General features: G+C 64.7%; 19 protein-coding genes and 1 pseudogene. 11 read left to right on the top strand and 9 right to left on the bottom strand.

What is annotated here, in order from left to right; translation table 11 throughout:
- Positions 1 to 29 precede the first annotated feature (29 nt).
- Positions 30 to 1,148, bottom strand: coding sequence for an NDMA-dependent alcohol dehydrogenase (locus tag ABH939_RS31490; protein WP_032375369.1), 1,119 nt, complete (start codon positions 1,146 to 1,148; stop codon positions 30 to 32).
- Positions 1,149 to 1,462: 314 nt separating this feature from the next.
- Positions 1,463 to 2,220, bottom strand: a pseudogene (locus ABH939_RS31485) (IS110 family transposase); the annotation flags it as partial.
- An 86-nt stretch (positions 2,221 to 2,306) separates the two neighbouring features.
- Between ABH939_RS31485 and ABH939_RS31480 the strand changes: the two are divergent.
- Complete coding sequence (locus ABH939_RS31480) at positions 2,307 to 5,342, top strand: Tn3 family transposase (RefSeq protein ID WP_217019303.1); 3,036 nt, start codon at positions 2,307 to 2,309, stop codon at positions 5,340 to 5,342.
- Positions 5,343 to 5,468: 126 nt separating this feature from the next.
- On the opposite strand, the gene ABH939_RS31475 is transcribed toward ABH939_RS31480, so the two are convergent.
- On the bottom strand, positions 5,469 to 6,056 hold the full coding sequence (locus ABH939_RS31475; protein WP_011331219.1) for a TetR/AcrR family transcriptional regulator: 588 nt from the start codon (positions 6,054 to 6,056) through the stop codon (positions 5,469 to 5,471).
- A gap of 101 nt (positions 6,057 to 6,157) precedes the next feature.
- On the opposite strand from ABH939_RS31475, the gene ABH939_RS31470 reads away from it, so the two are divergent.
- From ABH939_RS31470 to ABH939_RS31440, 7 genes are all read left to right on the top strand, one after another.
- Positions 6,158 to 7,024, top strand: coding sequence for a CoA transferase (locus ABH939_RS31470; protein ID WP_011331218.1), 867 nt, complete (start codon positions 6,158 to 6,160; stop codon positions 7,022 to 7,024).
- A complete protein-coding gene (locus ABH939_RS31465; protein WP_011331217.1) occupies positions 7,021 to 8,196 on the top strand; it encodes a thiolase family protein in 1,176 nt (391 codons plus the stop codon). Before ABH939_RS31470 ends, ABH939_RS31465 begins: the two co-directional genes overlap by 4 nt.
- A 7-nt stretch (positions 8,197 to 8,203) precedes the next feature.
- The gene (locus ABH939_RS31460) at positions 8,204 to 9,871 is read left to right on the top strand and encodes a long-chain-fatty-acid--CoA ligase (RefSeq protein ID WP_011331216.1); all 1,668 of its coding nucleotides are present in this window, start codon (positions 8,204 to 8,206) and stop codon (positions 9,869 to 9,871) included.
- A complete protein-coding gene (locus tag ABH939_RS31455) occupies positions 9,868 to 10,656 on the top strand; it encodes an enoyl-CoA hydratase/isomerase family protein (protein ID WP_011331215.1) in 789 nt (262 codons plus the stop codon). The genes ABH939_RS31460 and ABH939_RS31455 overlap by 4 nt, the downstream gene beginning before the upstream one ends.
- Before the next feature lie 8 nt (positions 10,657 to 10,664).
- A complete protein-coding gene (locus ABH939_RS31450; RefSeq protein WP_011331214.1) occupies positions 10,665 to 11,825 on the top strand; it encodes an acyl-CoA dehydrogenase family protein in 1,161 nt (386 codons plus the stop codon).
- A gap of 87 nt (positions 11,826 to 11,912) precedes the next feature.
- Entirely contained in the window at positions 11,913 to 12,668 is a 756-nt protein-coding gene (locus tag ABH939_RS31445) for a 3-hydroxyacyl-CoA dehydrogenase (RefSeq protein ID WP_404650671.1), read from the top strand.
- Positions 12,665 to 13,066: a MaoC/PaaZ C-terminal domain-containing protein gene (locus tag ABH939_RS31440; protein ID WP_333837926.1), complete on the top strand. Its 402-nt coding sequence runs from the start codon at positions 12,665 to 12,667 to the stop codon at positions 13,064 to 13,066. The genes ABH939_RS31445 and ABH939_RS31440 overlap by 4 nt, the downstream gene beginning before the upstream one ends.
- A gap of 5 nt (positions 13,067 to 13,071) precedes the next feature.
- Here the strand turns inward: ABH939_RS31440 and ABH939_RS31435 are convergent, their stop codons facing one another.
- Complete coding sequence (locus ABH939_RS31435) at positions 13,072 to 13,992, bottom strand: site-specific integrase (RefSeq protein ID WP_238054160.1); 921 nt, start codon at positions 13,990 to 13,992, stop codon at positions 13,072 to 13,074.
- A gap of 140 nt (positions 13,993 to 14,132) precedes the next feature.
- Here ABH939_RS31435 and ABH939_RS31430 point away from each other — a divergent pair, with 140 nt between their 5' ends.
- Both ABH939_RS31430 and ABH939_RS31425 read left to right on the top strand, forming a co-directional pair.
- The gene (locus ABH939_RS31430; RefSeq protein WP_333837928.1) at positions 14,133 to 14,381 is read left to right on the top strand and encodes an ATP-binding domain-containing protein; all 249 of its coding nucleotides are present in this window, start codon (positions 14,133 to 14,135) and stop codon (positions 14,379 to 14,381) included.
- A 148-nt stretch (positions 14,382 to 14,529) separates the two neighbouring features.
- Positions 14,530 to 15,840 carry an MFS transporter gene (locus ABH939_RS31425; RefSeq protein ID WP_054781660.1) on the top strand — a complete coding sequence of 437 codons (1,311 nt, stop codon included), beginning with the start codon at positions 14,530 to 14,532 and terminating at the stop codon, positions 15,838 to 15,840.
- Between the two features lie 359 nt (positions 15,841 to 16,199).
- Here ABH939_RS31425 and ABH939_RS31420 read toward each other — a convergent pair whose 3' ends face one another.
- The 4 genes from ABH939_RS31420 to ABH939_RS31405 all read right to left on the bottom strand — a co-directional run bounded on the left by ABH939_RS31420 (position 16,200) and on the right by ABH939_RS31405 (position 19,798).
- On the bottom strand, positions 16,200 to 16,337 hold the full coding sequence (locus tag ABH939_RS31420) for a hypothetical protein (protein WP_159419741.1): 138 nt from the start codon (positions 16,335 to 16,337) through the stop codon (positions 16,200 to 16,202).
- Positions 16,338 to 16,396: 59 nt separating this feature from the next.
- Positions 16,397 to 16,912: a GtrA family protein gene (locus ABH939_RS31415; RefSeq protein WP_404650661.1), complete on the bottom strand. Its 516-nt coding sequence runs from the start codon at positions 16,910 to 16,912 to the stop codon at positions 16,397 to 16,399.
- 85 nt (positions 16,913 to 16,997) lie between these two features.
- A complete protein-coding gene (locus tag ABH939_RS31410; RefSeq protein WP_081377536.1) occupies positions 16,998 to 18,083 on the bottom strand; it encodes an acyltransferase family protein in 1,086 nt (361 codons plus the stop codon).
- A gap of 89 nt (positions 18,084 to 18,172) precedes the next feature.
- On the bottom strand, positions 18,173 to 19,798 hold the full coding sequence (locus ABH939_RS31405) for a peptide chain release factor 3 (RefSeq protein WP_073512698.1): 1,626 nt from the start codon (positions 19,796 to 19,798) through the stop codon (positions 18,173 to 18,175).
- Positions 19,799 to 20,007: 209 nt separating this feature from the next.
- On the opposite strand from ABH939_RS31405, the gene ABH939_RS31400 reads away from it, so the two are divergent.
- Entirely contained in the window at positions 20,008 to 21,699 is a 1,692-nt protein-coding gene (locus tag ABH939_RS31400) for a ribonuclease J (protein WP_073512697.1), read from the top strand.
- 17 nt (positions 21,700 to 21,716) lie between these two features.
- On the opposite strand, the gene ABH939_RS31395 is transcribed toward ABH939_RS31400, so the two are convergent.
- Complete coding sequence (locus ABH939_RS31395; protein WP_073512696.1) at positions 21,717 to 22,814, bottom strand: hypothetical protein; 1,098 nt, start codon at positions 22,812 to 22,814, stop codon at positions 21,717 to 21,719.
- Positions 22,815 to 23,293 lie beyond the last annotated feature (479 nt).

The raw sequence follows: 23,293 nt of genomic DNA, 5'->3' as shown, positions 1-23,293 counted from the left end.
CGTCGGGTGCACGGATGTACTGGTGGGCGCTACTTGCTACCGAATTCGATGATCCCGCGAATATTGCGTCCGTCGTGCATGTCGGCGTACGCCTGATTGATCTGGTCGAGGGTATAGCGGCGGGTGATCAGTTCGTCGAGCTTGAGCTTGCCCGACTGGTACAAGCGCAGCAGCATCGGCATCGCCTCGCGCGGGGATGCCATGCCGTACAGCGCACCTTGAATACGCTTCTGGAACATGGCGAGCGTGAAAGCGTTGACGCCGGGGAGTCCGTCCTCGTCAACTGGACTCAGACCGGTGATCACGAGAGTACCGGCCTTACGAATTGCGCTGTACGCCCTACCGATATCTTCTCCGTGCACAACACCCATCGTGACGATGGCGGAGTCTGCTCCCTGTCCATTAGTGATCGATTTGACGAACTCGTCGGCCTCGGCGAAGTCGGCGAACGTCTCGGTGGCGCCAAACAAGGGGGCTTGCTCCCGCTTGAACGGTGCGGGATCCACCACGACGACGTGACTCGCACCAGACATTGCGGCGCCCTGCACTGCATTCATCCCGACTCCACCCGCACCGATCACCAAGACGACATCGCCGGCCTTCACCTCCGCCGCCGTGGTTGCCGAGCCGAAACCGGTCTGGACGCCACAAGCCACGAGACAGGCGACATCGAGTGGGATGTCCTTATCGATACGGACAACCGACATCTGGTCGTAAACTTGCCATTCGGCGAAAGTTCCGAGCGTGCTCAGTGTCCCGATATCCGTTCCGTCGATGTGCATCCGGTATCCGCCACTCGGCTGAGTGCCTTCGAGAATGATGGCCCCGTTGTCGCACAGGTTCTGCATTCCCATTGCGCACCAGCGACACTTCCCGCAGGCCGGGATGAATGAGGTGATGACATGGTCGCCGACAGCGAGGCCGTGGACTTCTGCTCCTACCTTGCGAACGATCCCGGCGCCTTCGTGCCCACCGACGATCGGGCGTGGGGTCGGCATGTCGCCGGTCACCGAATGATCGTCCGAATGGCACAGTCCTGTCGCCTTCATCTCGACAAGTACCTCGGTAGGGCCCGGATCATCGAGTTCTACTGTCTGAACCTTCCAATCTGCGTTCAGTTCCCATAGAACAGCAGCCTGAGTCTTCATGATGTGGTCCTCCAAGGGGTGAGCGAATGCAGTGTGAATCGAGCGGATGCGTCGGTGACGGCATGCGAGAGCATCTGAACCTGGTGGTGATGCAAGTCATAAATCTATGGTTCGTTTGATTCTCTGTCAAGAGCCTGCCGACTCGTTGGAAGAATACGAATTCGCCTGCACACGTGGGCGCGTCGACCGCGACGAATCTGTTGTCCGCTTCCCGATTCGACTAACGTGTGAGCTGTACGGAACGGCCGATCTGTCGATCTGGCGGGCATCAATCCGTCGTTACGACGCTCAGGGGGGTGTCCCTATTGTTTTCGTCAAGCGGCGGTCGCGGCGTTTGATCGGTAGGGTTCGTGGTTCTTGAGCATGGCGTAGAGAACATCGCAGCGGCGTCTGGCTAGGCAGATGAGGGCGGCGTTGTGCTTCTTTCCTTCGGCTCGTTTTCGGTCGTAGTAGGTGCGGCTGGCGGTGTCGTGCAGCGCGGCGAACGCCGAGAGGAACAGGGCGCGTTTGAGTTTGCGATTACCTGATCGGGTGGGGTGTTCCCCTCGGATCGACGTCCCCGAGCGGTGGGTCACCGGTGCGATCCCGGCGTAGGCGGCCAGGTGAGCGGCTGAGCGAATGCTGAACCGTCACCGACCTCGAGCAAGATCCGTGCGCCGGTCCTGACCCCGATGCCGGGCATGGAGGTCAGGACCCGGGAAAGAGGGTGGTCATCGAGCATCCTCTCCACGTCCTCGCTGATTGATTTGCGTTGCTGAAGAATGGTTTTCAATGAGTCGGCCAATTTCGGTAACACGATCTCGGCAGCTGTCGTTCCCGGAACGATGACGGTTTGTGTCTCGAGTGCGGCGCGGACGTCGGCGACCAATCGCGTACCCAGGCGTGGTGCGTGTTTGGTGGCAATCGTGGTGATTTTGCGGGTGCCGGCGTCTCGTATTCCGGTCGGGCCACCGCATCGAGACAAGATCTCCAGCACTGCAGGGTGGGCAATTCGAGGGCCGAGGACGCGTTCCAAGGCTGGGTGAATACTGGTCAGCAGGCCACGGATTCGGTTGCTGATGCGGGTGGCTTCGCGGGGGTCGGGGAGCAGATTGACGAAATCCGGCGCTAAGGGGCAATCGCCGAGCGACCTTGCGCTGTAGGTGATTTCATGTCGTCGTGACTGATGAGGGCGGCTATGGCCGGTTCGGTGCGTTGTCTCGGCAGGAGCTGGAGCGTTACTGCTACTTGGATGACGAGGACCGGCGGCTGATCGCTGCGCGGCGGCGCGACTACAACCGTCTGGGGTTCGCGGTGCAGGTGGTGACGGTGCGTCACCTGGGAATGTTCCTGGCTGATCCGCTGGATGTCCCGCCCGCGTTGATCGAGTATCTGGCCGAGCAGTTGGAGATCTCCGATCCGTCGATGGTGAAGCGGTACACCGATCGGGAGAAGACCAAGCTCGAACACGCCTGGGAAATCCAGCAGGTGTACGGACTCAAGCCGTTCGGCGAGATGGAGTCGGAGCTCACGTCGTGGATCGTCGACCAGGCGTGGATGACCGGCGACGGACCGAAGGCGATCTTCGGCGACGCAGTGACATGGCTGCGGAAGCGTCAGGCGCTGCTGCCGGGGATCACCACGTTGGAGCGGCTGATCGGCGACGGCCGCAACGCGGCGGACGCCCGGTTGTGGCGCCAGCTCGGCGAGCAGCTGACCTCGGAGTCCGCGTCTGCCTTGTTGCGGCTGCTGGAGGTTCCTGCGGAGGGCGGGCAGAAGGTCAGCGAGCTGGAGCGGCTGCGCAAGGGCGTGTTCAAGGCGTCGTCGAAGGGGATGCTCGCGGCGCTGCGCAGGGTTGTCGACCTGCAAGCGGTCGGGGTGGACAGCATCGACGTGAGGGCGATCCCGCCGCGTCGGTTGACGGGGTTGGCGACCTACGGGTTGGCGAGCAAGGCCGCCGCGCTGCGGCGGCTGCCCACGCGTGAGCAGCGCTTGGCGGTGCTGGCCGCGACGGTCGTTGTGTTGAGCGCGCGGGCGGTCGACGACGTGTTGGAGACCTTCGACATGTTGATGACGACGAAGCTTCTGTCCAAGGCCGAGCGGGAGTCTCGCGAGGAGAAGCTGCGTCGCTATCCGAGGGTGTCACGCAACGCAGGCAAGCTCGCGGCAGCGGTGAAGGTGCTGCTGGAGATGGTCGAGGTCAACCAGGACGTCGGGCTGGGCGTGGTGTTGGACATGATCGAGAAGACCGTCACCCGGGCCGAGTTGCGGCACGCGGTCCAGGCGGTCGACGAGCTGGTGCCCGCCGACGACGCGGAGCTGGATGGGCAGCGGTTGATCGAGTTGGCCGGCAAGTTCGCCACGGTCCGCCCGTTCCTGCCGATGCTGATGGACACGATCGAGTTCGGCGCGACCAGTGACGGCGCCGCCGTCCTGGCGGCAATGAAGACCCTCGCCGAGCTGCTGACATCCAGGTCGTCGGGCAAGATCCCGGCAAACCTGCTGGACGCCCGCAAGGTCGACCACGACCTGATCGTCGGCGCGTGGAAGCGCTTGATCTACACGCCGGGCCGACCGGAGGGCACCGTCGACCGGAACTCCTACACGATCTGCGTGTTGGAACAGTTCCACCGACACCTCAAGCACCGCAGCATCTTCGCGGTGCGTTCGTCGCGGTGGCGCGACCCGCGGGCGCACCTGCTGGCAGGCGAAGCCTGGGAGGCTGCGCGTGACGCCGGCATGAACGCGCTGGGCCTGCCCGCCGCGCCGACGCAGCTGCTGACCGATCACGCGACGGCGTTGGAGACCGCTTATCGGGAGTTGGCCGCACGGCTGGGCGAGGACACCCCAGCCAGCATCGACGCCGACGGCAAACTGCACGTCGCCGCGCTGGACGCCAAGGCCGAGCCCGCGTCGCTGGTCGACCTGCGCCGCCGGGTGGAGGCGATGATCCCGCGTGTGGACCTGCCGGAACTGGTCACGGAGGTGATGAGCTGGCATCCCGGTTTCACCGAGGCGTTCACCCACACCTCGGGCAACGAGGCCCGCGTCGCCGACCTCGGCTTGTCGGTGGCGGCCGTGCTCTGTTCCTATGCGTTGAACGTCGGGTTCAAACCGGTGACAACGCCTGGTGTCGACGCCCTGACCAGGGATCGGCTGCTGCACGTCGACCAGTGCTACGTGCGGGCCGAGACCATCGAGGCGGCCAACGCCGTGCTGGTCGACGCCCAGGCCGACATCCCCCTGGCCCAAGCGTGGGGCGGCGGGCTGGTCGCCTCGGTGGACGGGATGCGGTTCGTGGTGCCCGTGCGCACCCATAACGCCCGCCCGAACCCGAAGTACTTCGGCCGGAAACTGGGCATCACCTGGTTGAACATGCTCAACGACCAGTCCGCCGGGCTGGCAGGCAAGGTGCTGCGCGGAACACCTCGCGATTCGCTGCACACCATCGACGTGATCGTGTCCCAGCACGGCGGGCGGATTCCGGAGGTCATCATCACCGACACCGGGTCGTATTCCGACATCGTGTTCGGACTGCTGCATCTGATCGGCCGCCAGTACCGGCCGCAGCTGGCGAACCTGCCCGATCAGCGGTTGTGGCGCATCGACGCCCGAGCCGACTACGGGCCGCTGGACAAGGCGGCGCGCGGGGTGATCGACACCGCCAAGATCGCCGCGCACTGGGAGGACATGTGCCGGATCGCGGTGTCGATCCACTCCGGTGAGGTGTCGGCGCACGAGGTCACCAGGATGATCTCCCGCGACGGGCAGCCGACCGCGTTGGGCCAGGCCATCGCCCATTTCGGGCGGATCTTCAAGACCCTGCACATCCTGCGCCTGGCCGACGACGAACCTTACCGGCGCGAGGGCAAGGCCCAGTCCAATCTCGTCGAGGGTCGTCACGACCTGGCGCGCACGATCTATCACGGCCGCAAGGGCGAGATGACCCGCGCCTACTACGAGGGCATGGAAGACCAGCTCTCGGCGCTGGGATTGGTGCTCAATTGCGTCGTCGTGTGGAACACCGTCTACGAGAACCGCGCCCTCGCCGCGCTGCGAGCCGGCGGATACCCGGTGCTCGACACCGATGTCGAGCGATTGTCGGCGTTCGTGCGCGCCCACATCGGCATCGACGGGCACTACAGCTTCCACCTGCCCGACCCCAGCGGAGTTCACCGACCGCTACGCGACCCGGACGCCGACGACGACGAGTAGCGCGAGTCGAAGGGTGGCGGATGACCGCTCAGGACCTGACGACGCATGTCGGCGGAAGTCTCTCCTGAGCCGCGAAACAGGCCACGGCCTGCACCTCTACCTCCGACCTGACCCAACAAACTACCGCTAGATTACGGTCACGGAGAGCGTCAGTTTGTCGCTGTGCGGCACGCCCGTCCGGTCGAGGAAGTCACACATGTCATCGATCATCGGCTGCATGAGCAGCTGCCCCAGCTGACGAACCATCAGCCCGATGACCTGTGAGGACTCGGATCGCCGTGTCGAGGTCTTGCCCGAATAGCGGAGTTTGGAGATCTCTCTGCGACTCAGGTCGGTCAGCCGCTCGAGTAACTCGCTCTTTCCCTGCGGATCGAGCACAGCGCGCCGGATGTAGTTCACCACCGTCGGATGCGTCGCGAGCATGTGCCGCACCGCCTCGTCTCGAGCGGCGGCGACCTGCGCTGGGGCGCCCTCGTCCGGCACAGAGGCGATCGCCAGAGCGTAATAGTCGACGACCAGTTGCTCGACGGCGACGCGTAGCCCGTCCTTGGTCTTGAAGTGGTGCTGCACCAATCCCACGGCGACCCCGGCGGCGGCGGCGACGGCGCGCATCGAGACGCGATCCTCGCCGCGCTCGGCGTAGAGGTCGAGCGCGGCGTTGCGAATGCGGGCCTTCGCGGTGAGGTCCTCGTCACTGGCGCGGGGGTCGGTCACAGAAATTGCCTCCTATCAGCGAAAAAAGCATACACCCTTGACATTAGACAGTACATGCGCATTAATGGCTATACATCCGTATAGTCAAAAAGGGGTTGATGATGTCGCAGTCGAGTTCGCTGCAGGGCGTGCAGGTGGTGTCGCTCGCGATCAATCTGCCGGGCCCGCTCGCCGCCGCGCGGCTACGGGCGCTGGGCGCCACCGTCACCAAGATCGAACCGCCGGCCGGCGACCCGCTGCGGGCCGTGGCGCCGACGTGGTACGACGAGCTCACTGTGGGCCAGCGGGTCGTGACCCTCGACCTCAAGGACCCCGCTGATCGGGCGGTGGCGGCGCGCGAGCTGTCGCGTGCCGACCTGATGCTCACCGCCATGCGCCCCTCGGCGCTGGTCAAGCTCGGCCTGGACGAGTTGACCGCGGCGAATCCGCACCTGTCGCATATCGAGATCGTCGGGCACGACGGGATCGCGGCGGAGCAGCCCGGCCATGACCTGACGTACCAGGCCCTGCACGGCACTCTCCAGCCGCCGACGATGCCGACCGTCCCGGTGGCCGACCTGCTCGGCGCCGAGCGCGCCGTGTCCGCGGCCCTGCTCGCCCTGCGCGTGGCCGCGGAGTCCGGCGTGGGACACCGCGAGCGGGTCGTCCTCGAACAGGCGGCCGCCGACGCCGGCGCCGCAGTTCGGCACGGTCTGATGGGAGCGGGCGCGCCGCTCGGCGGGGCGCATCCCGGTTACCGGATCTACTCCAGCTCCGACGGCCACGTCGCGCTGGCCGCGCTCGAGCCGCACTTCTGGGAGCGCGCCCGCGCCGGTCTCGGTGTCGAGGGCACCCAGGAGGAGCTCGAGCAGACGTTTCTTTCCAAGCCGACGCGCGAATGGGAGGAGGTCGCGAAGCGCCTCGACATTCCCCTGATCGGAATCCGCGATTCGGCACCCCGTAATTCAGCACAAGGAGCTTTGTCATGAGTGTTCGCGAGGCCGTTATCGTCGGCGCGGTCCGGACCCCGGTCGGCCGTCGCGGAGGGATCCTCAGCGCATGGCATCCGGTGGACCTGCTCGGGCAGACGCTGCGGGAGCTTGTGGCCCGCGCCGGCGTCGACCCCGCCGCGATCGAGGACGTCATCACCGGCTGCGTCATCCAGCACGATGTCCAGTCGGGCAATCTCGGCCGCCACGCGGTGCTCGCCGCCGGGCTGCCCGAGTCGGTCCCCGCGGTGACGATCGACCGCCAGTGCGGTTCAGGGCAGCAGGCGGTCAGCTTCGCCGCCCAGGCGGTGATGGCGGGTTCCCACGACCTGGTGATCGCCTGCGGCGTCGAGTCGATGTCACGGGTGCCGATGCCTCCGGCGTTCCTGCCCGGCGCGCCGCTCGGCCCGCAGTACAGCCCGCGCGAACTCGACCGCTACGACGGTGGGCTGATGGCGCAGGGCCCGTCGTCGGAGCTGATGAACGAGAGGTTCGACCTGAGCCGAGCGGCGTTGGACGCGTTCAGCGCTCGCAGCCACGAGCGGGCGCACGCCGCGACGCGGGCCGGGAAGTTCCGCGACCAGATGGTGCCGATCACCGCCGACCCCGACGACCCGACCGGTCCGGTCATCGACTCGGACGAGGGCATCCGCGAGCACATCGACCCCGCCAAGATGGCGAGCCTGAAAGCCGTGTTCGGCGCCGACGGGCGGACCACGGCGGCCAACTCCTCGCAGATCAGCGACGGCGCGGCCGCGCTGCTGATCGCCGACCGCGAGTACGCCGAGCGCAACGGCCTCATCCCACGCGCCCGGTTCCGCGCGCTGTCGGTCGCCGCCGCCGACCCGATCATCCAGTTCACCGCGATCCTCGACGCCGCCCACAAGGCGCTCGGCCGAAGCGGGTTGGCCGTCGAGGAGATCGACCTGTTCGAGGTCAACGAGGCCTTCGCCGGTGTGCCGCTGATCTTCCAACGGGAATTCGGCGTCCCGGACGACAAGCTGAACGTCAACGGCGGCTCCGTCGCCCTCGGCCACCCGCTGGGCTCGACCGGAGCCCGGATGCTCACCGACCTGCTCTGCGAACTCGAACGCTCCGGCAAGAGGTTCGGCTTGCAGACCGTCTGCGAGGCCACCGGCACCGCGAACGCCACCATCATCGAACGCATCTGAGGACGTCATGAGCCACGAGATCGTGAGGGGCCTGCCCTCCACCCACGGCGACCACTATCAACTCAACACCACCACCATCATCCGGCACGCCGCGCGCACCTATCCCGAGCAGGAGATCGTGTACCGCACCGCGGACGGCGGCTGGGACCGGTACACCTACGCCGATGCCTACGCGCGAATCCAACGAAGTGCCAATGCACTTCGCTCGATCGGCGTCGGGCCGGGCGATGTGGTCGGGATCCTCGACTGGAACAGCAAGCGGCACTACGAGCTGTACTGGGCGATTCCCGGCCTCGCTGCCGTGATGTTGCAGATGAACCTGCGTTTGGCGCCAGAGGATCTCGCTTACGTCACCGGACACAGTGATGCATCGGTGGTCCTCATCGACGAGTCGCTGCTTCCGGTTGCCGAGGCGCTGGCACCGCATACGCCGAACGTGAAGACGTGGGTGGTGATGACCGATAAGCCGCTGGCCGACATCACCACCACGCTCCCGCACGCGGTGCACTGGGAGGACCTGCTCGCGGACGCCGGCCCGGAGATCGACTGGCCGGTCATCGACGAAACCTCCTCCTACAGCGCGTGTTACACCACCGGCACCACCGGCAGGCCCAAGGGCATCTACTACTCGCATCGCGGCATCTACCTGCACACCCTCGCCGAGGTCGCCGGACTCGGGATGAGCAGCGACGATGCCGTCATGCTCATCACGCCGATGTTCCACGGCCAGGGCTGGGGCCTACCCCAGGCGGCCGCCTACAGTGCCGCAAAAATCGTGCTGCCCGGTCGCTACATCGCCGAGGACACATCCGTCCTCGTGGACGCGATGATCGCGGAGCAAGTCACCGTCGCAAACGGTGCGCCGGCGATCTTCCAGCCCATGATGAACTACATCAAGACGCTTGCGGTCGCACCGGACTTCTCCCGCGCGCGGCTGCTGTCCGGTGCCACCGAGCCGCCGCTGTCGCTGATGCGCGACTTCCACGACATCACTGGAGCCGACGTCATCCACGCCTACGGCGCCACCGAGACCACCCCTCTGGTCGCGGTGAACCGGGGACTGAAGCCCTCGCTGCGCGGTGTGATCTCGGACGAGGAGAAGTGGGATCTCAAGCGTAAGCAGGGTTTGCCGGTCAACGGCATCGACATCCGGATCGTCGACGCGGAAGGCAACGATCTCCCGCACGACGGCACGAGTCAGGGTGAAGTGCTGCTGCGCGGACCGTGGATCATCGAGCGCTATCACAAGCTCGACGACGACGCCGACAAGTTCCTCGACGGGTATTGGCGTAGCGGCGATGTCGGGACCATCGACCCGAATGGTTACTTGAAGATCACCGACCGGATCAAGGACGTGGTCAAGTCGGGTGGCGAATGGATTTCCTCCATCGACATGGAGAACGCACTCGTTGCCCATCCGAAGATCGCCGAGGCGGCCGTCATCGGCGTCCCGCACCCGAAGTGGCAGGAGCGTCCAGTAGCACTCGTCGTGACGACCGACGGGCAGGAACTTCCACTGTCGGAGATCCACGAATTGCTCGCCGATGCATTCGCCAAATGGCAATTGCCCGAGACCGTCCTGTATCTGGACCAGCTGCCCCGCACCAGCGTCGGCAAGCTCGACAAGAAGGCCATGCGCGCCGCGCACACCAACGTCTACGAGGACGTCCGATGAACCCCGACAACGCCCCGCTACGCACGGCCCGCGACAGCCACCTCCTGATCCTGGAGATCAACCGGCCCAAGGCTCGCAACAGTCTGAACGAGGCGGTGCTCACCGCCTTGAACACCGAGCTCGTCGCGGCTCGGCACGACGACGAGATCCGTGCCATCGTGCTCACCGGCGCCGGCGGGATCTTCTGCGCCGGAGCCGACATCACCAATTTCGACGCCATTCGCGACCAGTCGCTGCTCGGCGATCGAGCCGCGCTGGGCGGCACCATCTGGGCCGACCTGGGCCGATTCCCGAAGCCGGTCCTCGCTGCGGTCGAGGGCCTCGCACTCGGCGGCGGCTGCGAGTTGGCGCTTGCCTGCGACATCGTCATCGCCGGCGAATCCGCCAAGTTCGGTGTCCCGGAGGTGAAGCTCGGCGTGATCCCGGGCGGCGGCGGAACCCAGCGCCTGATTCAGGCCGTCGGCAAGTCCAAGGCGATGGCCCTACTGCTCACCGGCGACTTCCTGTCCGCACAGCGGGCGTGCGCGGCCGGCATCGTCGCCGAGACCGTCCCGGACGGCACCGCCCTCGAAGCGGCGGTCGCCATGGCGCAGCGGATCGCCGCCAACTCACCGCTCGCGGTGGCGCTGGCCAAGGATGCCGCCCTCCAGGCCCTGGAAACCTCTCTGGCGCAAGGACTCGAGCACGAGAAGCGCAACTTTCACGTTGCCATCCATTCCGCCGACAGCCGCGAGGGCCAGGCCGCGTTCCTCGCCAAGCGCGCCCCCGAATTCACCGGAAAGTAGGACCGATCATGAGCGAGCTGTTCCCCGATTACCGCTCCCCGTGGGAGACCGACGATCAGGCGCTGCTGCGTAAGCACGCCGCCGAGTTCTTCCGCAAGGAAGCCACCCCGAACCAGGACCGTTGGGCCGCGCAGCACCAGGTCGACCGCGAGTTCTGGACCAAGGCCGGCGCCGCGGGACTGCTGTGCCTCGACATCGCCGAAGAATACGGCGGCGGGGGCGGCAACTTCGGCCACGAGGCGATCGTGCAGCAGGAGATCGCCTACGCCCACGACACCGCGTTCGGCTTCGCCGTGCACTCGACGATCGTCGCGCACTACATCGCCGCCTATGCCACCGAGGACCAGAAGAAGCGCTGGCTATCGAAATGTGCGAGCGGTGAGAGCGTCCTCGCCATTGCGATGACCGAACCCGGCACCGGCTCGGACCTGCAGGCCGTACGGACCACCGCGGTTCGCGACGGCGGCCACTACGTGATCAACGGCTCGAAGACGTTCATCTCGAACGCGTCGCACTGCGACCTGCTCGTCATCGTCGCCAAAACGGACCCGAGCCAAGGTTCCAAGGGTATCTCGCTGCTCGTCGCGGAGACGGAGAATCTTCCGGGGTTCGAGCGTGGGCGGGTGCTGGACAAGATCGGCCAGCACGGCCAGGACACCCGCGAGTTGTCGTTCACCGACATGCGGGTGCCGGCAGCGAATCTGCTCGGCGGCGTCGAGGGGCAGGGCTTCTACCAGCTGATGGGTCAGCTGCAGCGTGAGCGGCTGATCCTCGGTGTCGGCGGTGTCGCGGTGGCCGAGGCCGCGGTGGCGGAGAGCATCAGGTACGCCAAGGAACGTCACGCCTTCGGCAAGCCGATCCTGAACTTCCAGAACACGAAGTTCGTACTCGCCGAGTGCAAGACCGACGTGCTGGCCGGCAAGACCCTGATGGACCACTGCATCCAGCGTCACCTCGACGGCACCCTCGACGCGGCGACCGCGTCGATGGCCAAGCTGTGGGGCAGCGACAAGCAGTGCGAGATCGTCGACCGCTGCCTGCAGGTCTTCGGTGGCTACGGCTACATGATGGAGTACCCGATCGCGCAGATGTACGCCGCTTCCCGCGTGCAGAAGATCTACGGCGGCACCAACGAGATCATGAAGGAACTCATCGGCCGCGCCTTATGAGGTTGACCTTCGCGCAGTGACACCACTGCGTCAGTCACACCTCACTTTGTCAAAAACCCGATGTTCTCAACCTATTTCGTCAGGAGTATTCATGCATATCACCGGAACCAACGCACTCGTCACCGGCGGAGCCTCGGACTGGCCACCGTCACCGCCCTCGCCAAGTCGGGCGCCCGGGTAATCGCCGTCGACCTGCCCACCGCGAACACGGATGCGCTGGCTGCTCTCGGCGACACCGTGGAATTCGCTCCGGCGGATGTCACCGACGAGGCCGCGGTCACCGAGGCGGTCGAGCGCGCCAACGCGGAGTCCTCACTGCGAATCACCGTGAACTGCGCCGGCATCGGCAACGCCGTCAAGACCGTCGGTAAGAACGGACCGTTCCCGCTGGCCGAATTCGAGAAGATCGTCAAGGTCAACCTGACCGGAACCTTCAACGTCATCCGCCTCGCCGCGCACGCGATGTCGCAGAACGAGCCCGTCGACGGCGAGCGCGGCGTGATCGTCAACACCGCCTCGGTCGCGGCCTTCGACGGGCAGATCGGACAGGCCGCGTACTCGGCATCGAAGGGCGGGATCGTCGGCGCCACCCTGCCGATCGCCCGCGACCTGGCGTCGCTGCTGATCCGGGTGAACACCATCGCGCCCGGCCTGTTCAAGACCCCGCTGCTGGGCACGCTGCCCGAGGCGGCTCAGATTTCGCTGGGACAGCAGGTGCCGCACCCGAACCGGCTCGGCGACCCCGCCGAGTACGCGCAGCTGGTCGAGGCGATCGTGACCAACCCGATGCTCAACGGCGAAACCATCCGCCTCGACGGCGCGATCCGCATGGCGCCGCGGTGAAACCCGTCGGCGTGCAGGTGGGATCGCACCATGAGCACACACGCCTTGTATACGCCGAGGACCTGGGCATCGGCCAGCGTTTCGACTTGGGCTCACACACGGTGACCGAGGCCGAACTCGTCGACTTCGCCACCCACTGGGATCCCCAGTGGTTTCACATCGACCGGGCGGCGGCGCAGGACGGCCAGTTCGGTGGCCTGATCGCCAGTGGAATCCACACGTTGGCGATCCTGCAACGGCTGACATTCGACGCAGTGGGGCACAGCTGGGCGGCCATTGCCGGGCGCGGCATCCGAGATCTGCGGTTCCGCCGTCCCGTGCGTCCAGGAGACGTGCTGACCGGCACCGTCGTCATCGACGACAGACACGCGCCGGAACTCGTCACCGTCAGCTACTGAGAGATTCAGCGGGAGCGCCGCCGCGCAGCGGGATCGGTCTCGGCCTGCCAGCGCCCCAGCGCCTCGGCGGAGACCTTCGCGTATTTGACCAGGCTGCGCACCGAGGTGTGTCCGCTCAACGCCATCAGCATCGGCGTGGAAGCGCCCTTCTCTGCGGCGTGGGTCAGTCGCGAGTGCCGCAGCTGGTGCAGCGTGAACGGTCCGCGTCGCATCCCTTCGGTGTGCTCCTCGAGGAGCGTCGCGGCGCGGCGGTAGGAAAGTCGGGCGCGGCCGGTCGAGTTGTCGGTGTCGGTCTTGGCGACCGACGGCTTGGCTTTGCGGTCGGTCAGGAACAGCGGCCCGGACTTCCGTCCGGCGATCAGCCGGGGCAGCGGCCGTGCGGTGCCGGTCTGCCAATAGATCACCTCGCGGGCGCCGCCCTTGCGGGTGACCGTGGCGCATCGGTTCACGGTGTCCAGGTCCTCGATGTCGAGATTCAGGATCTCCTCCGCCCGCGCGGCGGACTCATACAGCATCGACCAGAACACCCGCTCGCGCAGGGCCGCGTCCATGCCCAGCAGCTCCGCAACCTCGGCGGCGGTCATCGCCTTGCTGTTGTCCGGCGCACTCGGCCGCGCCCGCAGGCGCGACACCGGATCGCCGGTCAGCCACTGTTGATCGCGCCAGTAGGCGCACGCCGCCGACACCGCGGTCAGCCGGAGGTTGTAGGTCTTGGGGGCCTTGTCGCCCCACACGTAGTCGAACCACCCCGACACCCGATCCGGGTTCAACAACCCGACATCGCCGTCCGCGCCGAAGTCGCGCACCATCCGATCCAACGCCGAGGCGTAGGCGCGGCGGGTGTTCACCGCCGCGATCGTGCCCAGAAAGGTCCGCGTCGCGTCCGCCAGCCGGATCCCGGCGGCCCGCGCCGGTAGCGAGCTCACCGATCCCACCCCGACCGCCCTTCAGCACTACGGCAGATAGTTTCCGGAGTCGCCCATCTCCGGAACGACCATCGCGGCAGGACGACTCACGAGTTACGGCAGATAGTACGCTACTATCTGCCGTAAATCCTTAGCGCCGGATTTCGAGAATCTGCTCCCCGACCCCCGTCATCACCTCGGCGCATATTGCCAAAGGACTCGAATTCGACGTTGTCGTCGTTCCTCATGCGGACACGGCGAACTACGCCAGTGACATGGACCGGTGCATGCTCTACATCGCGTGCACGAGAGCCATGCACGAACTGTATTTGACCTATGGTGGGGCACTTTCGCGATTCTTGGACTTCGCTTCCGATCCGGAAGAATCCGCATTCGCGCACGCCCGATAGCTCAACCTGGCAACCGTCCGGTAGCTCACCCGTGTCGGCTCGGTCCTGACAGTTGCTGCAACGAATCGAACCTCGATACGGCTATGTCGTCCCTACGCACACCGGTTTCAGGTGCGATGAAAAAGTCATCAGTTCCGAGGAAGGTGTAATGCCGTTCACAGCAGGCGAATCGGTTCAACCGTCGACGAACGCGCCAGAGCGGCCATGGCTCCTGGTGGTGTGGGCGGGCGCCGCCTCGGTGATGACCGCGCCTGGTCAGACCGCTGCGATATCGGTGTTCACCGACCCGCTGATCGATTCTCTCGGTATCACCCGGACTCAACTGTCGTGGAGCTACCTGGTGGGGACATTGGCCGGAGCGATGGCCATGCCGTGGGTGGGCCGCGCCCTCGACAAGTTCGGAGTACGGGCCGTGATGACGGTCGTTGCCGCGATCTTCGGCGCAGTTTTGATCGGAATCAGCTTCGCGACCGAGATCATCGGGTTGACAGCGGGGTTCGTCGGGGTTCGCCTGGCAGGGCAAGGGGCACTGGGGTTGGCTGCAACGACATTGGTGGCGGTGCACGTGAGCGAGCGCCGTGGCTGGGCGCTCGGTGTCACCGCCGCGATCGGTTCGGCGGGGATCTCGTTGACCCCGGTGCTGTTGGAACGCTTGATCTCGGAGTACGCGATCGCGACGGTGTGGCGTATCGAAGGGCTTGCAGTCTGGGCGGTCGTCTTGCCGATCGCCGTGTTCGCGCTACGCCACACGGGGGCGCCTCCGCGGCCCCTGGGGCCTAGCGTTGTCACACCGGCTGCGGAGGACGCGGCGCAGCCGCGACGGCAGTGCGACCCCGAGACCGTGTGGAGTGCCCGCGCCGCGGTCCGGACACCGATGTTCTGGGCTATCGCCTCGGGGTTGGCCGCGTCAGGCATGCTCACCACCGCGATCAACTTCCATCAGGTGTCCTTGCTCGGTGAGCAAGGCCTTACAGCGACCGAGGCCGCCGCGAACTTCATCCCTCAAACAATCGCGGGTCTGCTCAGCACTCTCGCCGTCGGCGCTCTCGCCGACCGGATCAATCCGAAATACGGTGTGTCGCTGTCGATGTTGGTTCTCACAGTGGCCCTGATTGGCGTTCCTTATGTGGGGCCGGGTGTGCCGGCGATCGGATACGGCCTCGCTCTGGGGTGTGCGGCGGGGAGCATCCGCGCCGTCGAAGCTGCCGCCTACACCTATTACTTCGGCACCCGCCATATCGGTGCCATCCGCGGACTCGCAACCACGATCAGCGTCGGATCGACCGCGTTCGGCCCACTCACCCTCGCGTTCGGGCACGACCTTGCCGGTGACTACGCCACCACCGTGACTGTGTTGGCCGTATTGCCGTTGGCGGTGATGGTGTTCGCGGCCTTTGTTCCCTCGCCCCGCCCTGTCGCTCGTCCGCTATGCGCGGCGTGCTCGGGGAGCGAACGCTGAAAGAAGGTGAAGCACCGTCAGGATGAGAGGACGCACGGTAGAGCCGTCCTTCGTCTTATTTTTGCCTCGCCGAGCGGCGTGATTTCGGCAATGTGTCTACAAGATCCAGAACACCAGTGCTGCGACGAGGACACAGGACATCGCGGCCAGTACGGGGCACGTGATGGGGCCGGATGGGTGGTCGTATTCGACACTCTGGTCGTGCCCGTGCCCGTGCCCGCGCCCGTCCTCTGTCCTGCAGCTGGGGCAGGATCGGGTCTCGGCCGATCGAGGTGCGTCCGCGCTCTCATGTCTTTGGTGAGGTGACTGATTGGGCAGTGAGCGTGCATCGCTCGAAATGTTCGGATCGCCGAACGTCCTCATCGAAGGATCATCCATACAGCGAGAACCACCAGTAGTACGGCGAAGACGAACAGTACGACGAGCGTGACGGTGGGGTGGTCGTTTATCCATTGGCTGAGAGCGTGGATGGTCATTTGTTCGGAAGTGGTGGTCATGGCCGTCACTTTCATGAGTTCACACCGGGAGCGGGACCTGGTGGGTGGTGAACGGGTGATCAGGTCGGTGGGTCTGTGCATTCCGGTGCCGGGACGATGTGGGCATCGTTTTCCGGGGCCGGATTCGAGAGGACTCGCTGCGTCACCCGCCAAAGAAACCAGGTCGAAAGACATGCGCCGACCACGGAGCTCGCGATGAAATCGCTCGCGATCTCGGCCGACCTGTGCACCTGGGGTTCCGTCAACCCCACCGTGTAGCGGGAAATCCAGAGGGGGACGGCGCCGAGGGCGATGGAGACGACCGCTGTTGCGAAAAAGTAGGCAGCCCAACGCGCTTCACGTGCGCGGTCGATGCCGGCGAACGACCATGCAAGGCAGAGGATGTACGCGCACACCGCTGAGATCAGCGCTGCGAGTACGTACGCGGTGACCGGATGGGTTTCGAGCACGGTCCATTTCAGGATCGAAAACAGTGCTGTCGTAGTCAGGGAGGCCGCCGAGGTGATCAGAAGGAATTTCACGGCCTCGGGATAGCGCACCAAACGAGCGACCCAGCGTTGGGGAAGGGTACGCACGAGGGCATGTGAGAGGACGGGCAGAGCCGAGTTCACAGTGGCATCTTCGTGTGTGCGGACTGTGCGGGAGTGCGGGGCTCCGGTCTCATGAGGTGGTCCTGCGCGGCATGACGAAGAGCCATCGCTGTCCGGCGGATGTCAGTGCCGCGTGTATCACCAAGGATCCGCCGATGGCAATGGCTGCCACCAGAAGTGGACCGAAGACCAGGAGCGCGTTACGGGTGAAATCGAAACCGGCGTGAACGGCCCCGACCACGGCGATTCCGAGCAGGATTTCGTGCAAGAGGTAGACCGGCAACGTCAATGTCCCGAGCTTGCGGAAGGGTGCGAGTACGCGTGCTGTCTGCAGGTGCGAGGCTGCCGTGATGCCGACGAGCAGGCCCAGTGAACTCAGAAGTATGGTCGCGGCGCCGACCGAGGTGATGTGCCCCTGCAGATGCAGGACGTACATGAGGGCAAACCCGGCCGCGGTGACGGCGACGCGTGTGAGGGTCGTCGAGGCGGCAGCGGCACGGATCATCTGCTGAAGATGCGCACCGGCGAGGAAGAAGACGAGAAGTTCCATCATGTTTCCCCAGGTCCAATCGACTCCGCCGATACTCGGAGCGACGAAGGCCAGGGCGATGGCGCCGAGAAGTTGAACTCGGTAGTCGATGCCGGAGAGCGCTTTCGTGAGCACCGTGTAGACGGCGAGCGCGTAGATGAACCACAGCCCGCTGGTCGGTACGACGAGTGCAGTGATCAAGTTCAGCGGACTCGAGGTTTCCGCGGTACCTGCGGTGTCAGGAAAGACACTGAAGAAGACGAAGCGCAGCACCGTCCACATCAGGTAGAGGTACACCAGGGGTAGCACTCGGCGATGGATGACCGCTTTCCATGCCAGCGTCGTCACCTTGTGCGCGAACAGGCCTGCGGTGAGGAAGAACAGGGGCATCCGAACCGGCTCTGCCACGGCGTTGATGTCGTTCCAGATTCCTGGGGCCAGTCCTCGGGCGACAAGAAAATTGGTGCTGTGCAGAAGGACGACCAACGCAATGCTGATTCCTTTGGCCAGGTCGACCCAGTCCACGCGGCCCGATTGTGCGGTCGGAGTCCGTTGCGCGGTGGTGTCGGCGGCGGTTCGGTGCGTCAGGACTGCTCTCCTCCTGATGGTGGTCGTGGGGCGATGCATTCGGCGCATCGGAATAATCGCAAGTACCACAACACTACCTTTACGTAAAGGTTGAGTACAAAGGTGGTGCGAATTCGGTGATGGGGATCTCACTGCGCAGCGATCAGATTCCGGAGAGTCAGAGTCGGATACTCGCGTTCGATCGCCGCGAGGCGCCATTGGTCGACGAACAACGCCAGTAGTGCTCCGTCAGATCTGGTGAGCACTTCTACCGAGCGTTGGCCACTGAGAACGGGGACATCGTGGGCCGCGGTCTGCCGGGCGATGGTGTACGGCAACACCTCGAGGTCGATCGGTGCACCGAATTCTGCGTTCATGCGGTGTTCGGCGACCTCGAATTGCATGGGCCCCACCGCAGCTAGTACGGGCGCTTGATCGCCACGTAGGTCCGAGCGCAGCACCTGGACGACGCCTTCCTGCTCGAGTTGGACGATGCCGCGGCGAAATTGTTTGTGTTTTCCGGCATCTCGGCCTCGGGCTACCACGAAATGTTCGGGGGCGAAGTGCGGAATCGGAGGAAATTCGACGGGTTCACTTCGATACAGGGCGTCACCGACTCGCAGGGCGCTGGCATTGACGAGGCCGATCACATCGCCCGGCCATGCAGTGTCCATCGTCGAACGATGTTGCCCGAAGACCGATTGGGCGTATTTGGTGGTGAACGGTTTGCCCGAGGGTCCGTGGGTGAGAACGTCCCCGCGATGAAATGTTCCCGAGCACACTCGTGCATAGGCGAGGCGATCTCGATGCGATGCGTCCATGCCGGCTTGGACTTTGAAGACGAAGGCACTGAACGAAGCCTCGACCGGGCGGGGAGTTCCCTTCACGTCGAGTCGGGCGGCCGGTGAGGGTGCGAGGTGGACGAGGACGTCGAGCACTTGGTTGATTCCGAAGTTCAAGACTGCGGCCGCGAACAGTACCGGTGTCGTAGTACCGGCGAGAAATGCTGCTTGGTCATGATTTGCGCCGTCGGCAGTCAGTAGAGCTGTTTCTTCCTCTGCTTGCTGCCAGTAGCTGGTTTCGTCGTCTCGGATGTCGGCCGGCGACACGTGCTCTTCAGGGGCGATGGTGGCGCCCCCGGCTGTGCGCGTGAATCTGACGAAGTCTCCCGTTCGTCGATCGAGGACGCCTTTGAAGTCGCCGGCGATCCCGACCGGCCAGGTCAGCGGGGTGGGACGAAGGCCGATTCGGGATTCGATCTCGTCCATCAGGGCAAGAGGTTCGTGTCCGGGCCGATCCCATTTGTTGATCACTGTGATGATCGGAATCCTGCGGTGTCGACAGACCTGGAACAATTTCAGCGTTTGCGGTTCGAGACCTTTGGCGGCGTCGATCAACATCACCGCGGCGTCCACCGCGGTCAAGACTCGATACGTGTCTTCGGAGAAGTCGGCGTGACCGGGTGTGTCGAGGAGGTTGACGACGCAGTCTGTTCCGTCGGGCGCCGTGTAGGGGAATTGCAGTGCGGTGGAGGTGATCGAGATCCCGCGGGCCTGCTCCATCTCCATCCAGTCCGACACCGTGGAACGGCGCCCGGCTTTGCCGTGGATGGCGCCGGCTTCGGAGATGATTCGAGCGTGCAGGACGAGCGCTTCGGTAAGCGTGGACTTCCCGGCATCGGGATGGCTGATGACCGCGAAGGTTCGTCGGCGCCGTGCTTGCTCGCAGACAGCAGCAGATTCAGCCGGGCCGTGAGCAGCATGTAGTGCTTTCATCCAACCTCCCAATCCGTAACCATACTCTTACGTTAGAGTATTGTTTAGTCGCCGGACTGGAACAACAATCCGTGCGCCATCCCTCGACAAAGCCGCCCTTCGGGCGACGGGAGACATCCGGAAGGGACGCGATCAGATGTTTGCCATGTACTGAACATCGAGACCCGCCCGGCGACGAACCATCCACAACTCTCCAGTAACGTAAGAGTATGTCTCGTGCACCTCGTAAGCCGATTTCATCTCCTCCCCCAGCATTGAGCCCGGGGGATCTACGCGTGATAGCGCTGGGCGGACTCGGGGAAATCGGCCGCAACATGACCATTTTCGAGTGTCACGGCAAGATTTTGATCGTCGACTGTGGTGTTCTCTTCCCCGAGGAGCATCAACCCGGTGTGGACGTGATACTTCCCGATTGGAGTTACCTGCGTGATCGCCTCGGCGACATCGTGGCAATCGTGCTCACCCACGGTCACGAAGACCACATCGGCGCCGTGCCGTATCTGCTGCGGGAGCGATCGAACATTCCGGTCATCGGCTCGAAGCTGACGTTGTCCTTCCTGGCTGCGAAGCTCTCCGAATATCGGATCACCCCGACCCTGATCGAGGTCGAAGCCGGCGGCGTGCTCGCTCAAGGTCCCTTCGGCCTGGAATTCCTCGCGGTCAATCATTCGATCCCGGACGGGTTGGCCATCGCGATCCGTACCGACGCAGGGCTGGTGCTGCACACCGGGGACTTCAAGATGGACCAGTTCCCGCTCGATCGCCGCATCACCGATCTACGTGGCTTCGCCCGACTCGGCGAAGAAGGCGTGGACCTTCTGCTGATCGATTCGACGAATGCAGACGTTCCGGGGTTCACCACGTCCGAGCGCGAACTCGCCCCGGCTATCGAGCAAGTGTTCCGCTCCACCACCGGGCGGGTGATCGTGTCCAGCTTCGCAAGCCACGTGCACCGAATCCAGCAGGTTCTCGATGCCGCTCACAAACAAGGCCGTAAGGCCGCATTCGTGGGCAGATCGATGGTGCGGAACATGGCGTTGGCCATAGAACTGGGCTACCTCACGGTCCCGGACGGGCTGATCGTCGACGCACGCAAGCTCGGGGCCTTGCCGGCGCACAAGGTGACGTTGATCTGCACCGGCTCTCAGGGCGAGCCGCTGGCGGCACTTTCCCGTATGGCATCCGGCAGTCACGAGATCGTTGTCGGAGAGGGCGATACAGTCCTGTTGGCGAGCAGTCTCATCCCGGGCAACGAAAACGCGATCTACCGTGTCATCAACGGGTTGATCGACCGCGGAGCGCACGTCGTGCACAAGGGAAACGCCAAAGTCCATGTCTCCGGACACGCGAGCGCCGGCGAGCTCGTCTACTGCTACAACATCATCGGCCCGTCGAATGTCCTTCCCGTGCATGGAGAATCGCGGCACCTGCGTGCCAACGCCGATCTCGCCATCAGCACCGGCGTCGATCCGGCGCGGGTGATCATCGCCGAGGACGGCACCGTGATAGACCTGCACGACGGACTGGCGACCGCAGTCGGCAAGATCTCTGTCGATCTGGTGTACGTCGACGCGCAGATCGTCGGTGGGGTCACCGAACAGTCACTGACCGAGCGGCGCACCCTGGGAGAAGAAGGTGTGCTGACGGTGGTCGTCATCGTCGATCCCGCTACCGGCCGGCTAGTCGAGGAACCCGACTACATCGGCCGCGGATTCGTCCACGAGGCGTCGATATTTACACCGTTGAGCCCGCTGATCGCGGCAGCCCTCGAACGGGAGAGTGCCCGTTCAATGGCAACAACCGTCCGTATCGAGCACGCAGTGATCCGTGAAGTCGCAAAGTGGGCGCGCCGCACCCATCGCCGGCAACCGTTGGTGATACCGGTAGTCGTCGACGCCTGACCTTCACCCTTTCGCCGCTACCAGCCTGTGGACAGCGTCATCCCGCCCCACAAGACAAGAGGAGGGGCCACGAGCAGGATCACCGCGGCAGGTGTCTTGAGGAAATCCAGCACATCGCGGTGACGTAGGGCGATGACGATCGACGCCAGGACAAGCGCCGGGAACGACGTCAGCGCCAGAACACGCGTGTGATCCTCGGTCACGAAGGCGCTACCGAACCAGATCGCCACTGCCGCAGCGGCCATGGCGATCTCTCTCCGTGTCCCCGCACGAGCGAGAGAGCGGGCTCCGATGGCGACGAGCACCCACAACCCCCCGAACGCGGACCAGATGAGCATCGGAGCAGCATCGAAGGACGCGGTGAGCACGTCGCGTAACTTGTTGCCGACGAACAAGTACGACAGGCGTGTTCCTGAGACCGCTCCTACCGAGTACAGATATCCCTCGAGAAGTACTTTTCCGGTCAGGAGGCCACCGAGCAGCGCCAGCGGACGCGGCACCGAACCGGTTGCACGTACCAGACGAGGGAGCAGCAACAGCACCACGATCCCCACCGCGCCCTGTTCGAAGTTCTGTAGTCCGACGACGATAGCGGCCAGGTATTGCGCCACGGGGCGAGAACGCAGCGTCATCAGCACAGCAACCCAGCCGGCGAGGGAGAACGCATCGTAGATACCGATCCAGAGCAGAGTCACCGCGGTGACCGGCGCGCATGCCAGCACCATCACGGCCGTCGTGGAACGCGCCACACCGAGGCGACGTACCAGCCACGCCGTGAGCACGAGCGCCACACCAGCGAGGCAGAGCAGGTGCATCATGGCGTAGACGTGTGGGCTCTGTTCTGGAGCCAACTGGTACACCACATACCCGAGCGGGGACCGCAGCGTGTATCCGAATGCCGGCGAGACAGAACTGTGCGGCCACTGCCGAGCGATCGACTCGAAGGCGTCGAGTGCCGGCATGGTTCCGTAGCCGGTGCGCCACAGCACCCACACCACAACGACCCCGGTCACGACCAGCGCCGCGATCGAGCGAAGCCGGGCGTGTGTGGTCTCTGCATCCGCCCGGGCATCCTCGCCCAGCATTTCCGGGTTGTTGCCCTCAACGATTCTCATCGCGCACTCCGACCGGTAAGGAATAGCTAGCGGGCCAGGGGAACGCCTCAGTTTTCGAGGTCGAGGACCAGACATCGACCACAGATCGAGGCCATCGGACGAAGCTGTCGGGACGAAACGGTGATGGCAACAACCAGGGCCGGGCGATATCGATCCCCCGAGCGGGTTCGAAACTGGTAGTCAGCTCGAAAGACATGAATGCAACTCCTTGCAGACGAACGGCACGGGGACGCTTGCGCCCCCGGACTACTACCCGAGACCAGAAATCGCGATGCCGCGCTCGCCTCCCGGAACACGACTCACGTTGAGAGACGATCGAGACATGGCGAGCAGGCAGAGCAGACCGATGACAGGATGCGGCGGCACATGAAGTCGCCTTGATTGCGTGCGGGTCGGCCTCGGTGCGTGGCTCAGACGAGGTAGACAGCGACACCCACTACTCCGATCCACGCAATCGCGAGGAGTTGCAGCACCCGGTC

The sequence above is a fragment of the Rhodococcus sp. 27YEA6 genome, assembly GCF_044908235.1.
In the GTDB taxonomy this organism is placed as follows: domain Bacteria; phylum Actinomycetota; class Actinomycetes; order Mycobacteriales; family Mycobacteriaceae; genus Rhodococcus_F; species Rhodococcus_F qingshengii.
This window is presented reverse-complemented; position numbering and strand designations above follow the sequence as displayed.

Coding starts and splice junctions, on each gene's coding strand:
- ABH939_RS31420 (WP_159419741.1), bottom strand. CDS start 16,337: ATGACCACCACTTCCGAACAAATGACCATCCACGCTCTCAGCCAATGG.
- ABH939_RS31490 (WP_032375369.1), bottom strand. CDS start 1,148: ATGAAGACTCAGGCTGCTGTTCTATGGGAACTGAACGCAGATTGGAAG.
- ABH939_RS31410 (WP_081377536.1), bottom strand. CDS start 18,083: ATGCATCGCCCCACGACCACCATCAGGAGGAGAGCAGTCCTGACGCAC.
- ABH939_RS31460 (WP_011331216.1), top strand. CDS start 8,204: ATGAGCCACGAGATCGTGAGGGGCCTGCCCTCCACCCACGGCGACCAC.
- ABH939_RS31400 (WP_073512697.1), top strand. CDS start 20,008: ATGTCTCGTGCACCTCGTAAGCCGATTTCATCTCCTCCCCCAGCATTG.
- ABH939_RS31455 (WP_011331215.1), top strand. CDS start 9,868: ATGAACCCCGACAACGCCCCGCTACGCACGGCCCGCGACAGCCACCTC.
- ABH939_RS31395 (WP_073512696.1), bottom strand. CDS start 22,814: ATGAGAATCGTTGAGGGCAACAACCCGGAAATGCTGGGCGAGGATGCC.
- ABH939_RS31470 (WP_011331218.1), top strand. CDS start 6,158: ATGTCGCAGTCGAGTTCGCTGCAGGGCGTGCAGGTGGTGTCGCTCGCG.
- ABH939_RS31465 (WP_011331217.1), top strand. CDS start 7,021: ATGAGTGTTCGCGAGGCCGTTATCGTCGGCGCGGTCCGGACCCCGGTC.
- ABH939_RS31425 (WP_054781660.1), top strand. CDS start 14,530: ATGCCGTTCACAGCAGGCGAATCGGTTCAACCGTCGACGAACGCGCCA.
- ABH939_RS31450 (WP_011331214.1), top strand. CDS start 10,665: ATGAGCGAGCTGTTCCCCGATTACCGCTCCCCGTGGGAGACCGACGAT.
- ABH939_RS31405 (WP_073512698.1), bottom strand. CDS start 19,798: ATGAAAGCACTACATGCTGCTCACGGCCCGGCTGAATCTGCTGCTGTC.